Here is a 12,265-nt window from a genome sequence, read left to right as displayed (position 1 = left end):
CCCTCGTGAAAGATGCGCTGTGTGGGGCCTGCTGGCGGCAGGGGCCGCGCCGCCACCCTGGAGGGCAGGGGAGGAGGCGGCGCTCGAGGACGCCTAGAGGACGGTCGGCGGCCGCTTGTACGCCTTGAAAGTCACCCGCGTGAGCATTCCGCTGACCACCAGGGCCAGCGCGATGCCCATCATGCGCACGTTCCACGACTTGCCGGTGACGAGCAGCACGAGCGCGAGCACGCCCACCGCCACCGCGCCCAGCACCGTGAGCTTCTGGGAGCGCGAGTCCTTGTTCGCCTGGGGCCTGCGCGCCTGGGCCAGCACCGGAAACGAGGACGCCTTGCGCCACTTCTCCGCGCCGTCCTCGCGGACCTCGTCGTCGGGGTCCACCAGGCCCTGCACGTAGGCCCGCTCGATGTCGCCCAGCGAGGGGAACATCAGCTCTCCGTCAGGGGTGCGCACGCGGTACGCCATGGGTTTGTCCCTCCCCGGCCACCCTGCCCGGACCGGGAGGGGACCTCAAGTCAGCTCGGTGGCAATCTGCTCAGCGATGCGCAGTCCATCAATGGCGGAGGACACGATGCCGCCCGCGTACCCACAGCCCTCGCCGGCCGGGTACAGGCCCCGCATGGACACCGACTGCAAGTCGTTGCCCCGCGTGATGCGCACCGGGGAGGACGTCCGGCTCTCGATGCCAATGAGCTTTCCCTCCTCGCTGATGAAGCCGCGCATCTTCCGGTCGAACGTGCGCAGCGCCGCCTTGAGCGACTGCGTCAGCCGCTCCGGGAAGAGCTTGTTCAGGTCCGTGTGCGCAAGTCCCGGGCGGTAGCTGGTGTCGCCGGGGTCCTTCTTCACGCGGCCGGCCAGGTAGTCCGGGATGGTCTGCGCGGGCGCGTAGAAGCGGCCTCCGCCCAGCTTGTAGGCCTCCTGCTCCCAGTGCCGCTGGAACTCCAGGCCCGCGAGCGGCCCCCGGAAGCCCTCGCGCTCGAAGTCGGCCACGGACACGGACACGACGATGCCCGCGTTGGCGAACTTCGCGTTGCGCCGCGAGTTGCTCATGCCGTTGGTGCACTGCAGCCCCTCCTGCGTGGGCGTGGGCACCACGATGCCGCCGGGGCACATGCAGAACGAGTAGACGCCGCGCACCTCGCCGTCCACGTCCAGGTTCTCCGCCAGCTTGTAGTCCGCGGGCGGCAGCTTCGAGTGCTTCGCGGCGGCGCCGTACTGGATGCCGTTGATGAGGGCCTGCGGGTGCTCCGCGCGGAAGCCCAGCGCGAAGGGCTTGGCCTCCACGCTCACGCGGCCGTCGGCGGCGAAGCGCTCGTAGAGCTCGCGCGCGGAGTTGCCCGGCGCCAGGATGACGCGGTCGCTCTCCAGCGTGCGCCCGTCCGCCATCTTCACGCCCGCGATGTGGCCGTCGCGGTAGAGCAGGTCGTCCACGCGCTGCTCGAACATCACCTGGCAGCCGCCCGCGATGAGCTCATCGCGCAGCTTCGCCACCGCGCCGGGCAGCAGGTCGGAGCCGATGTGCGGCTTGCCCTCGATGAGGATGTGGTCCGGCGCCCCGTAGCGCGCGAAGGATTCAATGACCTTGCGCACCATGGGGTGGTTGATGCGCGTGGACAGCTTGCCGTCGGTGTACGCGCCCGCGCCGCCCTCGCCGAAGTTCATGTTGCTCTCGGGGTCCAGGGACCCGTCGCGCATCAGCTTCGCCACGTCCTTGCGGCGCGTGACGACCTCGCGGCCGCGCTCCAGCAGGATGCTGCGCACGCCGCGCTCCAAGAGGCCCAGCGCGCAGAACAGCCCCGCGGGGCCGGTGCCGATGATGAGCGGCAGCCGCTCCGGCTCCTTCACGCGCGGCAGCATCTCCGGCGGGGGAGGGGCCTCGCTGACGTCCGGCGGCAGCCGCGGCGCCTTGCGGCCCGGGGCCAGCTCCACCTCCAGCGTGTAGATGTAGCGCGGGCTGCCCTTCTTGCGCGCATCCAGCACCGAGCGCACCACGCGTACGGAGGCGAGGTCACTCCGGGTGACTCCCAGCTTCTCCGCGGCGCGCTGGCCGAGCAGTTCCTCCGGCTCGTCCAGCCACAGCCCGATGTTGTTCACCCGGTACGCCATCGTGTTCTAGCTCCTCAGTGGGGGCGCGTATGTGCTCCACCCCCCGCGGGGAATGCAAGCACTTGAAAAGACGAGACGCTCATCTGCCAGGAAGGGGGTGGGTGCGTACCCGCTGATGCACCCGCCCCCTGGCTCCAGGCGGTGGGGAGGCCCGGGTGCGTAACTCCCTTCGCACCTTCCATTTCCCGTGCCGTCCAGTTTCTGGCTTCAACCCCTGGGGACTGCTGGAGAATTCGTTTGGAAGAGAACGACTGGCACGGAGGTTGAAGCTAGCAGCCGAGTGATGACGCGGCGCCCCCTGGTACGGCGCCGATTCCGGAGGCAAATCCCGTGAGCACCGACCAAAAGGGTACCCGCATCCTCGCGCGCACCTTCTTCAACCAACTGCGCGCAAGCGGTTACACGCCGCACCAGGTCATCGGGATCGCGACGGAGCTGTTGGAGCTGGTCACCACCGACCTGCGGGAAGGTGACAAGGCGGTTGCCGCCCAGCCGACACCGGAGACCACGCCCGAGTGGCAGCAGCGCGCCTGAGCCGTTAGACTCGCATGACAGACCCTCGCGGGTGAGCGGGCTCCGGACCGGTTCCGGGGTCCCCGCCCGCAAGGTGGAGGAAGCGAACCGGCGGCCGCCGGTTTTTTGTTGTCCGCCCGTGTCCCCTGTCACGCCTGTCATGCCTGTCACGGAACGCGCCCCCGGGCCACCGGACGCTTCGGCGCGTCGTGCCTTCAGGGCTGGGGGTGGCGCCTGCGTTCGCGGGCGGTCGCGCCGGCGATGAAGAGCAGCGCGGCGGTGAGCGCGGTGAAGACGAGGCTCGCGGAGGTGGGCGCCGTCAGCGCGAGCAGCCCGCAGCCCCCGAGGAACGCGAGCACGTCGATGGCGACGGGCCGGGGCTGGGGCAGCACGAGGATGGTGGCGCACCCGGCCAGCGGCAGGCCCAGCGCGACCTGCCGGAAGATGGCGTCGGTGCTGGTGCGCACCGTCTCCCAGTAGTTCACGAGGATGGCGGCGAAGATGACCACCGTGCCTCCGGCGAGCACGAGCACGCCCGCGGCGGCGGCGTCCTTGGTGAGCCGGGCCTTCTCGTCGAACTGCTGCACGGCCAGGTCCACCAGCTGCTCCAGCGCGCTGTTGAGGATCTCCGCGAAGAAGATGAGCAGCACGCAGAAGATGAGCGTCACCTTCTCCGCGAGCCCCAGCGGGATGCCGCTGCCGACCAGCCCCACCAGCACGCCGGAGATGAGGTGGATGCGCATGTTGCGCTGCCAGGCGACGGTGTGGATGAGGCCCGCCCACGCGTGACCGAACGAGGCGAACAGCCCGTTGCTGCGGCGGGAGGGGAACTGGGGACGGGAGGGCGCAGGAACGGTCATCGGAGAGTGAAGGGGGTGGCAGGCTAGCACCCGCGGGTTCGATTGCCGCGTCTGAGTGAACGGGTAAGGTCGGCCGCGTGATGCGAACGTCCTTGTCGTCTTTGTCGTCCATGCCGCGCGTGCTGGCGCTGGCCCTGTGGTGCACCGGAGTCCTCGCGCATGCGCAGGGGGCCCCTACAAGCTTCGAAGGAGATGACCTGGGCCTGGAGCCGCCCGGTGTTCACTATCTCCCAGCCCCGGGCCCGCGAGCCCACGAGCAGCACCGGCTGTCCGCCTCCGAACCTCCCGTGGTGCGGCGCGAGGTGCGCGGTCCGGCGGGGGGCGTGAAGGCGGCCGGGGTGCCGCAGATGCGCCTGGGTTCCGGCGCGCTGTCCGGCAAGGTCATCTACCTGAGCCCCGGGCACGGCTTCTACCGCGACAACGGGCTGAAGCGCTGGGCGACGCAGCGGGGCAACACCTTTGGCGTGGTGGAGGACTTCATCTCCGCGGAGGTGGTGTCCCAGGAGCTGCTGCCCCTGCTCGTGGGCGCGGGCGCCACGGTGGTGCCGGTGCGTGAGACGGACCTGAACCCGCTGCTCGCCATCGTGGATGACGGCCAGGCGGGCTACTCGCAGGAGGGAGACCTCGGGCGCTTCCACGCCTCCGACCAGAAGGGCTGGGGCGCACCGCCCGTGCCCATGGGCAACGGCGTGGAGCCGTTCACGCTGGGCACCACGCGCACGCTGGACACGGTGGCCACCGCCACCGCGAGCGCCACGTGGACCCCGAACGTGCCGGCGGACGCGGCCTACCAGGTCTACGTCTCCTACGGCTCGGACCCCACGCGCGCGACGGATGCGCACTACGTGGTGAAGCACGCGGGAGGGGAGAGCCACTTCCGGGTGAACCAGCGCCGCCACGGTGGGACCTGGGTGCTGCTGGGCCGCTTCTATTTCAAGGCCGGCCAGCACCCGGAGTCGGGCGCGGTGGTGCTCCAGAACGATACGGCGGAGGGCGCGGGCACGACGCTGTCGGTGGACGCGGTGCGGTTGGGCGGCGGTCGGGGCCTGTTGGGAGACGCGGCGCAGGGGCCGCTTGCGCGTCCGCGCTTCGAGGAGAGCGCGCGCTACCACGTGCAGTACAGCGGGGCGCCCTTCAGCGTGTACGCACCGTCGGGAGCCAACGCACTGACCAACGAGCGCAACGCGGACGTGACGGCCCGCCCGCGCTTCGCCGCGTGGCTGCACGAGGAGGGCGAGGATGCCGTCTACGTGGCCTGGCACACCAATGCGTCCACGTCCGGCAACGTGGTGGGCACGGAGGCCTACGTCTACGGGCCGAACCCGGTGGACGGCACGCTCAACTTCACCGGCGTGAAGGACAGCGACGTGATGGGAAAGGCGCTGCTCGCGCAGATTGAAAAGGACCTCAAGCGCGAGGTGGATCCGAACTGGCGGGTGCGCACCCTGCGCTCGGCGAACCTGGGCGAGGTGAACCCCACGCACAACCCGGAGATGCCCAGCGTGCTCCTGGAGATGGCCTACCACGACAACACGGCGGACGCGGCGAAGCTCAAGGATGCGCGCCTGCGCCACGTCGCCGCGCGCGCCATCGTGCAGGGCCTCATCAAGTACTTCGCGGCCCGCGACGGCGTGGTGGTGAACCTGCCGCCGGAGGCCCCGGGCGCGGTGGTGGCGCGCAACGCGACACCGGGCGCGGTGGAGGTGAAGTGGACGGCGCCGCCGCTGGTCGCGTCGGAGGAGGGCCGCGACGCGCCGATGGGCTACCGCCTCTACCAGAGCGCGGACGGACGGGCCTGGGACGAGGGCATCCTGGTGCAGAACACCGAGGCCACCGTCACGCTGGCGGCCGGCACCCTGCGCTACTTCCGCGTGGCCGCGATGAACGCGGGCGGCGAGTCGTTCCCGTCCGCCACGGTGGGCGTGCGCGTGGGTGGCACGCCCCCGGTGCTGCTCGTCAACGCGTACGAGCGGCTGGACGCCACGGTGGCCTGCGGCGAGACGCTGACCCCGTACGACCTGGACTCTCCGCTGCGCGTCTACCTGGAGGCGATGAACGACGGCAGCTTCCTGCGCCAGCACGGCGCGGCGTTTGCCCAGACGGCGCTGCCCTTCGACAGCGCGACGGGCACCGCGGTGGCGGCGGGGCTCGTGGCGCCCACGGGCTACAAGCTGGTGGACTGGTCCACCGGTCGCGGAGGCGTGGGCGGCGCGGGCCCATCCCGGGCGGAGCAGGACGCCCTGCGCGCGTTCGTCACCGCGGGCGGGAACCTGCTGCTGTCGGGCGGCCGCACCGTGTCCACGCTGGCCGCGGGCAGCGCGGAGGACCGGCTCTTCGTCGCGGACATCCTGCGCGCGGCCATCGCTCCGGGCGCGCCGGCCTCCCGCGTGGAGGGCTCGCCGGGCGGCTTCCTCGCGGACCTGGCTGCCGCGCCGCTGGATGACGGGACGCTCGGGGGCTACCCCGTCGGTGTCACCGATGTGCTGGCGGCGACGGGTGGCGGCGCGGAGGTGCTGCGCCATACCGGCACGACGCTGGGCGCGGGAGTCGTCTCCGGGATGACGCCTGCGGGACAGGTGCTGGTGCTGGGCTTCCCCTTCGAGGGCCTGGCATCGAACCAGGCGCGGTCGCGGCTGGTGGGCGCGTTCCTCGTGAAGGCGGGGCTGCTCCAGCAGGCACCGCCCCTGCCCGACGCGGACGTGACGCCCCCGGTGAGCCCGCGGCCGCTGACGTCCTGCGTGGCGGTGCGGGAGCGCAACCCGCATCCGCCCGTGGACCCGCCGCCGGTGGACCCGCCGCCGGAGCCGAAGGTCGTCCAGGTGATGCCGGACCTGTACTACGGCAAGGCGGACACCGGCTGTGGCTGCGGGGCGGGGGAAGCGGGAACGGCCTCCGCGCTCTGGGTGTTGGTCGGGGTGATTGTTCAGCTCCGACGTTCTCGCTCGAAAGCGGCCCACGCGAGGCGTTGACTCGGCGGGGGCGCCTGCCTACGGTCGCCCGCCTTCTTTACGAGACTCATGACGGTGGGCCGTGAAGGCCCACTCCTACTTCAAGGAGATACGGACATCATGGCCACCAAGATCGCCATCAACGGCTTCGGTCGCATCGGTCGCTGCATCCTGCGCGCCGCGCTCAGCCGCAAGGAAGACCTCGAGATCGTCGCCATCAACGACCTCGACAAGCCGTCGGCGCTGGCCCACCTCTTCAAGTACGACTCCGTGCACCGCACGTGGCCGGGCGAGGTGAAGGCCACGGACAAGGGCATCGTGGTGGATGGCCGGGAGATCGCCGTCACCGCGGAGAAGGACCCCACGGCGCTGCCCTGGAAGTCCATGAACGTGGACGTGGTGCTGGAGTGCACCGGCCGCTTCACGGGCCGCGAGGGCGCCGAGAAGCACCTCAAGGCGGGCGCGCGCAAGGTGCTCATCTCCGCGCCGGCCAAGGGCCCGGACATGACCATCGCGTTCGGCATCAACCACGACCAGTACGACCCGTCCAAGCACCACATCGTGTCCAACGCGTCGTGCACCACCAACTGCCTGGCGCCCATCGCCAAGGTGCTGGTGGACAACTTCGGCATCGAGCAGGGCCTGATGACGACGGTGCACAGCTACACCAACGACCAGCGCATCCTGGACCTCACGCACGAGGACCTGCGCCGCGCCCGCGCCGCCGCGCTCTCCATGATCCCCACCAGCACCGGCGCCGCGAAGGCCATCGGCGAAGTCATCCCGGCGCTCAAGGGCAAGATGCACGGCCTGGCCGTGCGCGTGCCCACCCCGAACGTGTCGCTGGTGGACCTCACGGTGAACACCACCAAGAAGGTCACCGCGGAGGCGGTCATCGAGGCGTACCGCAAGGCCGCCGCCGGTCCGCTCAAGGGCGTGCTGGAGTTCAGCGACGCGCAGACGGTGTCGGTGGACTACAACGGCAACCCGCACTCGGCCATCTTCGACTCCACCAACTGCTTCGTGATGGGCGACAACCTGCTCAAGGTCATGGCCTGGTACGACAACGAGTGGGGCTTCTCCAACCGCATGGTCGACACGGCGAAGTACCTCGTGTCGAAGGGCCTGTAGTCGTCAGACGCAGGCACGCATTCCGGCACCGTTGGGCTGACCGAGTACAGGCAAGGGGCACCAAAAGATGATCCGCTACATCGATGACCTGCAGTTGACCGGCAAGCGCGTCTTCATCCGCGTGGACTTCAACGTCCCCATGGACGGCCGGCGCATCACCGACGACACCCGCATCCGCGAAGCGCTGCCGACCATCAAGCGCGCGCTGGAGATGGGCGGCAAGGTCATCCTGGCGTCCCACCTCGGTCGGCCCAAGGGGCCGGACCCCAAGCTGTCGCTGGAGCCCGTCGCCGCGAAGCTCGTGGAGCTGCTCGGCGGCAAGCACGAGGTCATCCTCACGGATGACAGCGTGGGCGACGGCGTGAAGAAGCAGGTGAAGGAGCTCAAGGAGGGACAGGTCGTCCTCCTGGAGAACCTGCGCTTCCACAAGGAGGAGGAGGCGAACGACGAGGCCTTCTCGCGCGAGCTGGCGGCGCTGGCGGACGTCTACGTCAACGACGCGTTCGGCACCGCGCACCGCGCGCACGCGTCGACGGCGGGCATGGTGCCCTTCGTGAAGGAGAAGGCCGCCGGCTTCCTGATGAAGAAGGAGATCGAGTACCTGGGCAAGGTGCTCAAGAACCCGGAGAAGCCCTTCGTGGCCATCCTGGGTGGCTCCAAGGTGAGCGACAAGATCAAGGTCATCGAGAGCCTGCTGCCCAAGGTGGACGCGCTGCTCGTGGGCGGCGCGATGGCGTACACCTTCCTCAAGGCGCAGGGCATTGAAGTGGGCAAGAGCCGGGTGGAGGAGGGCGACAAGCTGGCCCTCGCGGCGAAGCTGCTGGACACGGCGAAGCGGCTGAAGACGCCGCTGGTGCTGCCCATCGACCACATCGTGGGCACGGAGCCGTCGGACAAGAGCGTGGCGAAGGAGACGCCCGACCAGGTCATCCCGCCGGACATGATGGGCCTGGACATCGGGCCCAAGACGCGCGCGATGTTCACGCAGCGCATCCGCGACGCGAAGACGGTGGTGTGGAACGGGCCCGTGGGCCTCTTCGAGGTGTCCAAGTTCGCGGAAGGCACGCGCTCGGTGGCCGCGGCGATGAGCATCAACACCCAGGCCACGACGGTCATTGGCGGCGGTGACAGCGCGGCGGCGGTGGAGCAGATGGGCTACGCGGACAAGATGAGCCACGTGTCCACGGGTGGCGGTGCGTCGCTGGAGTTCCTGGAGGGCCGGGAGCTGCCCGGCATCAAGGCGCTGGAAACCAAGTAGGACAACGCGCGGTACCTCGGGGGAGACACCATGGCGGCCCAGGCTCGTCGGAAGATCATCGCTGGCAACTGGAAGATGAACAAGGCGGTGCCCGAAGCGCTCGCGCTGGTGCGGGAGCTTCGCGGCGCGGTGGCGGCGCTGGGCGACAAGGTGGAGGTAGTGATCGCGCCTCCCTTCGTGGCGTTGCAGCCCGTGCACGTCGCGCTGGAGGGCGCGCCCATCCAACTGGCGGCGCAGAACTGCCACTGGGAGGCCTCCGGCGCGTTCACCGGGGAGATCTCCGCGGGGATGCTGGTGGAGCTGGGGTGCGCCTACGTCATCGTGGGGCACTCGGAGCGCCGGCAGTTCTTCGGGGAGACGGACGCCACGGTGAACAAGCGGGCGAAGGCCGTGAAGGCCGCGGGCATGACGCCCATCATCTGCGTGGGTGAGACGCTGGCCGAGCGCGAGGCGAACCAGACCCTGACGGTGGTGGAGCGCCAGGTGCGGGGCGCGCTGGAGGGCTTCACGGGCGCGGACGTGGCGACGTTCGTGATGGCCTACGAGCCGGTGTGGGCGATTGGGACGGGCCGGACGGCGACGACGGCGCAGGCGCAGGAGGTCCACGCGGCCATCCGGGGGCTGCTCTCCCGGCTGTACGACGAGGGGACGGCGGGGCGGGTGCGCATCCAGTACGGGGGCAGCGTGAAGCCGGACAACGCGGCGGAATTGCTGGGCCAGCCGGACGTGGACGGGGCGCTCGTCGGGGGAGCGAGCCTCAAGGCGGCCGACTTCGTGGCCATCGTGAAGGCGGCGGGCTAGAGGAAGTTATCCCAGTTGGAAGTTGTCACCCGTTGACCACTTTGTGTAGGGTGCGCCCTCTTCTCACGGAGCGTCTGGAAGCCCCATGCTGACCTTCTTCACGATCGTGCACGTTCTTCTCTGCGTGTTCATGATCTTCGTCATCTTGCTACAGCCGGGGAAGGACGCCGGCATGGGTTCCGCCCTGGGTGGCGGCGCCGCGACGAGCGCCTTCGGTGGGCGCGGAGCGGTGACCTTCCTGAGCAAGCTGACGGGCATCTGCGCCGCCTTGTTCTTCCTCACGTCGCTGGGCCTGTCGTTCGTGGGCCTGCGCGGTTCCGTGGCGGCGGGGGGCTCGGTCGCATCGCCTCCTCCGGCGGCCACGGCGCCCGCGACGCCGGGTGCGGCACCCACGACGGGTGCGGCTCCGGCGACGACGCCCGCGCCCGCGGTTCCGGGCAGTGTTGAACAGGAGCGCACGGCGACCCCGCCGGCCGAGGGCCAGCCGGCCCCCGCGCCGACGACGCCCGCGCCGTAGTCGTCAGGCTGAATCCGGCTCGCGCGTTGGTGATTTAGTCGTTGCGCGAGTCAGCGGGGTTCGATAGATGAGCCCCGCGAGCAGGCCCAGGTGGTGGAATTGGTAGACACACCATCTTGAGGTGGTGGCGCCGTGAGGCGTGCGGGTTCGAGTCCCGCCCTGGGCACTCCGAAAAAGAGCCTCCGAGTCGAAAGACTCGGGGGCTTTTTTCGTTTCAGGGAGGCGCTGGCGATGAGTCGTCTTGGGCCGTCCGCTTGCTGCGCGCGTTAGCGCGGTGCGGGTGGCGTTCGCGTTCCCTGGGCTTCCACATCCCAGAGCCAGAAGCTGCCAGCCTCCGCCCAATCGTTCAGGCTCCACGTTGTTCCAAGCTCTGGCAGCTTTCCTGTCCAGAGCACCCATTCGTAACGGCGGTCATTGCGAACTCGGCTGACCATCACGGCGGTCCCCTGGAGAAAAGGCGGCTTGTGCGTTTCGTCATGCGCGATCCAGGTCGGTTCGCCTTGGACGGCGGACCAGCGCAGCGAAGTCCAGTCGTGACCGAGCGGCAGGCCACCTGGCATCGAGGACGGTGTACCCAGCGCGGAATGCGGGCACGACAACCAGAGGAAGGTTTGCTTATCGAGGGTCAGCAAATCCGCTTCGACGTGGAGGATTTTCTGACTGTCGAGTTCAGCAATCGCGGCGCGGATCCAGTAGTTCGGTTGCGTGATCACAACCGAGACGATGGGCTCCCCGCCGTGTATGCGGCGGAGGAGGTGGGCATGATGGACTGCCTCGGCGATCGCAACAGGCTCGAACTTGGCGCCGTACTTGAGTTCTCCAACGATGCGGGGCTGGGCCTGCGCCCAATACGCGTCAGGGGTAAACGCGTAGCCAAAGCCCTTCGAAAGGGGGCGCTCCGGGTTCGGCAATGCCCAGAGCCACTCGGGCGCGCCGGCCACGGCCGTCCCCCTGGAGGCCCAGGTGTCGAAGATGCGCTGAAGCACTTCTTCTCTTGCACCGTTGCCGCCGGCTTCCAATCGCTTCGCTTCGCGCCATCCGCCCATTGCAACCCTCCTGTGCTCAGTTGCAGAGCCGTAGCCGTTCACCGGCTGGTGCCTGATGGATGGGGCTGCTGGGCACCGGGACGGTGGGCGGAACGGCGCGCAACGATAGTGGCCGCAGCGTGACACACGGCCACTCGTGGCGGAACTCGACCCCAGGGGCGCGCGGACTGCGAAGCTGGAGGCGCTCCAGGATGCAGTGCTTCATCGGCAGAGACGGTCGGGCCACACCCAGGGTGGGTGTGATGACGCGCGTCCGGGATTGCTCTCACGGGAGCGGTTCCTTCACTTCGCCCTGATCCACGCCCGACGTAGACTGCGCGCCCATTCCAGGAAGGGAACGCCACCATGTCCGCCGTGCAGCACGGCCCGTTGGGAAGTTTCTACGAAGCCGCTTTCGTGGGACTGAAGGCCTTGGATGCCAGCGTGGCCACGGCGAGGCGCTTTGGCCCGAACGCTGATGCTCGCTGGGCCCTCTTCAAGGGAGAGCTGCACGAGCGGGATCGATTGGATCTCCTCATCCGCGATGCGGCGGTCAACCACCCGACGGCCTTCGCTCCTCGGCGCATCTTCCTGCTGGAAGGTCTGGCTGAGGACGAGCCTTTTGGCCCGGAGTGGCCCGGCCCGGATGCGGCCCTTGCCATGCGGCTCTGGCGTGACTCTCACGCTCCTGCCCCCACGGCGCTCAAGGACGTCCTGCGGGCCGCCGCCCAGGCATGGCAGCTGACACCCCAGCCTCTTGCCAGCAAGGCGCTGACGGAGGTCGCTCCGGCCTCTCGCATTCTCGCCTCCGGAGCCGGGGCCGTGCTCGCGCTGGCCGCCCACTTCGAGGGCCGCGCGGAGCTGGACCTCGCTGACCAGGTCCTCCTTGTCACCGACTCACCCGCGGAGCGTCAGCTCTTCGGGATGGCGGTGATGCTCCTGGGCAGCACCCATCCCGCGCACTGGGTGCTTCCTACGGCCTCCGCCGAGGACGCGCGTGCGCAGCAGTTCCCACGCTCCGGGCTGATGCTCGTCTCGGACGATGTTCCCTCGGCCCGGCGCGATGCCGTCGCCGTCCTTGCCCGGGCGCTTGGCGCGTAGAAGAG

Annotated in this window: 11 protein-coding genes and 1 tRNA gene; 8 read left to right on the top strand and 4 right to left on the bottom strand. The window is 69.5% G+C overall.

Features of this window, described 5'->3' with window-relative positions; translation table 11 throughout:
- Positions 1 to 93 precede the first annotated feature (93 nt).
- Together D7V97_RS01605 and D7V97_RS01600 are read right to left on the bottom strand one after the other, a co-directional pair.
- On the bottom strand, positions 94 to 465 hold the full coding sequence (locus D7V97_RS01605; protein ID WP_120608801.1) for a hypothetical protein: 372 nt from the start codon (positions 463 to 465) through the stop codon (positions 94 to 96).
- Between the two features lie 45 nt (positions 466 to 510).
- Positions 511 to 2,106, bottom strand: a complete 1,596-nt coding sequence (locus D7V97_RS01600; protein ID WP_120608800.1) for an NAD(P)/FAD-dependent oxidoreductase — start codon at positions 2,104 to 2,106, stop codon at positions 511 to 513.
- Between the two features lie 330 nt (positions 2,107 to 2,436).
- Between D7V97_RS01600 and D7V97_RS01595 the strand changes: the two genes are divergently transcribed.
- Entirely contained in the window at positions 2,437 to 2,640 is a 204-nt protein-coding gene (locus D7V97_RS01595; RefSeq protein WP_120608799.1) for a hypothetical protein, read from the top strand.
- A gap of 194 nt (positions 2,641 to 2,834) precedes the next feature.
- On the opposite strand, the gene D7V97_RS01590 is transcribed toward D7V97_RS01595, so the two are convergent.
- Positions 2,835 to 3,479: a diacylglycerol kinase family protein gene (locus tag D7V97_RS01590; protein WP_120608798.1), complete on the bottom strand. Its 645-nt coding sequence runs from the start codon at positions 3,477 to 3,479 to the stop codon at positions 2,835 to 2,837.
- Positions 3,480 to 3,559: 80 nt separating this feature from the next.
- On the opposite strand from D7V97_RS01590, the gene D7V97_RS01585 reads away from it, so the two are divergent.
- The 6 genes from D7V97_RS01585 (at position 3,560) to D7V97_RS01560 (ending at position 10,300) form a co-directional block, all read left to right on the top strand.
- The gene (locus D7V97_RS01585; RefSeq protein ID WP_120608797.1) at positions 3,560 to 6,448 is read left to right on the top strand and encodes an N-acetylmuramoyl-L-alanine amidase; all 2,889 of its coding nucleotides are present in this window, start codon (positions 3,560 to 3,562) and stop codon (positions 6,446 to 6,448) included.
- A gap of 99 nt (positions 6,449 to 6,547) precedes the next feature.
- On the top strand, positions 6,548 to 7,558 hold the full coding sequence (gene gap, locus D7V97_RS01580) for a type I glyceraldehyde-3-phosphate dehydrogenase (protein ID WP_120608796.1): 1,011 nt from the start codon (positions 6,548 to 6,550) through the stop codon (positions 7,556 to 7,558).
- A 67-nt stretch (positions 7,559 to 7,625) separates the two neighbouring features.
- Complete coding sequence (gene pgk, locus D7V97_RS01575) at positions 7,626 to 8,816, top strand: phosphoglycerate kinase (protein ID WP_120608795.1); 1,191 nt, start codon at positions 7,626 to 7,628, stop codon at positions 8,814 to 8,816.
- Between the two features lie 30 nt (positions 8,817 to 8,846).
- Positions 8,847 to 9,617 carry a triose-phosphate isomerase gene (tpiA, locus tag D7V97_RS01570; protein WP_120608794.1) on the top strand — a complete coding sequence of 257 codons (771 nt, stop codon included), beginning with the start codon at positions 8,847 to 8,849 and terminating at the stop codon, positions 9,615 to 9,617.
- An 85-nt stretch (positions 9,618 to 9,702) separates the two neighbouring features.
- A complete protein-coding gene (gene secG, locus D7V97_RS01565; protein ID WP_120608793.1) occupies positions 9,703 to 10,134 on the top strand; it encodes a preprotein translocase subunit SecG in 432 nt (143 codons plus the stop codon).
- An 84-nt stretch (positions 10,135 to 10,218) separates the two neighbouring features.
- Positions 10,219 to 10,300: transfer RNA gene (locus D7V97_RS01560), tRNA-Leu, on the top strand.
- Positions 10,301 to 10,400: 100 nt separating this feature from the next.
- Here D7V97_RS01560 and D7V97_RS01555 read toward each other — a convergent pair.
- Positions 10,401 to 11,180 carry a hypothetical protein gene (locus D7V97_RS01555; RefSeq protein ID WP_147444645.1) on the bottom strand — a complete coding sequence of 260 codons (780 nt, stop codon included), beginning with the start codon at positions 11,178 to 11,180 and terminating at the stop codon, positions 10,401 to 10,403.
- 345 nt (positions 11,181 to 11,525) lie between these two features.
- Between D7V97_RS01555 and D7V97_RS01550 the strand changes: the two genes are divergently transcribed.
- Entirely contained in the window at positions 11,526 to 12,260 is a 735-nt protein-coding gene (locus tag D7V97_RS01550) for a hypothetical protein (protein ID WP_120608791.1), read from the top strand.
- Positions 12,261 to 12,265 lie beyond the last annotated feature (5 nt).

The sequence above is a fragment of the Corallococcus sp. CA053C genome (genome assembly GCF_003611675.1).
Classification (GTDB): Bacteria; Myxococcota; Myxococcia; order Myxococcales; family Myxococcaceae; genus Corallococcus.
The sequence above is the reverse complement of the archived record's forward strand: the minus strand, read 5'-3'. Positions and strand labels throughout refer to the sequence as shown.

Excerpts from the sequence above, each read along its gene's own strand:
- D7V97_RS01605 (WP_120608801.1), bottom strand. The coding sequence starts at position 465 with ATGGCGTACCGCGTGCGCACCCCTGACGGAGAGCTGATGTTCCCCTCG.
- D7V97_RS01600 (WP_120608800.1), bottom strand. The coding sequence starts at position 2,106 with ATGGCGTACCGGGTGAACAACATCGGGCTGTGGCTGGACGAGCCGGAG.
- D7V97_RS01590 (WP_120608798.1), bottom strand. The coding sequence starts at position 3,479 with ATGACCGTTCCTGCGCCCTCCCGTCCCCAGTTCCCCTCCCGCCGCAGC.
- D7V97_RS01585 (WP_120608797.1), top strand. The coding sequence starts at position 3,560 with ATGCGAACGTCCTTGTCGTCTTTGTCGTCCATGCCGCGCGTGCTGGCG.
- gap (WP_120608796.1), top strand. The coding sequence starts at position 6,548 with ATGGCCACCAAGATCGCCATCAACGGCTTCGGTCGCATCGGTCGCTGC.
- pgk (WP_120608795.1), top strand. The coding sequence starts at position 7,626 with ATGATCCGCTACATCGATGACCTGCAGTTGACCGGCAAGCGCGTCTTC.
- tpiA (WP_120608794.1), top strand. The coding sequence starts at position 8,847 with ATGGCGGCCCAGGCTCGTCGGAAGATCATCGCTGGCAACTGGAAGATG.
- secG (WP_120608793.1), top strand. The coding sequence starts at position 9,703 with ATGCTGACCTTCTTCACGATCGTGCACGTTCTTCTCTGCGTGTTCATG.
- D7V97_RS01555 (WP_147444645.1), bottom strand. The coding sequence starts at position 11,180 with ATGGGCGGATGGCGCGAAGCGAAGCGATTGGAAGCCGGCGGCAACGGT.
- D7V97_RS01550 (WP_120608791.1), top strand. The coding sequence starts at position 11,526 with ATGTCCGCCGTGCAGCACGGCCCGTTGGGAAGTTTCTACGAAGCCGCT.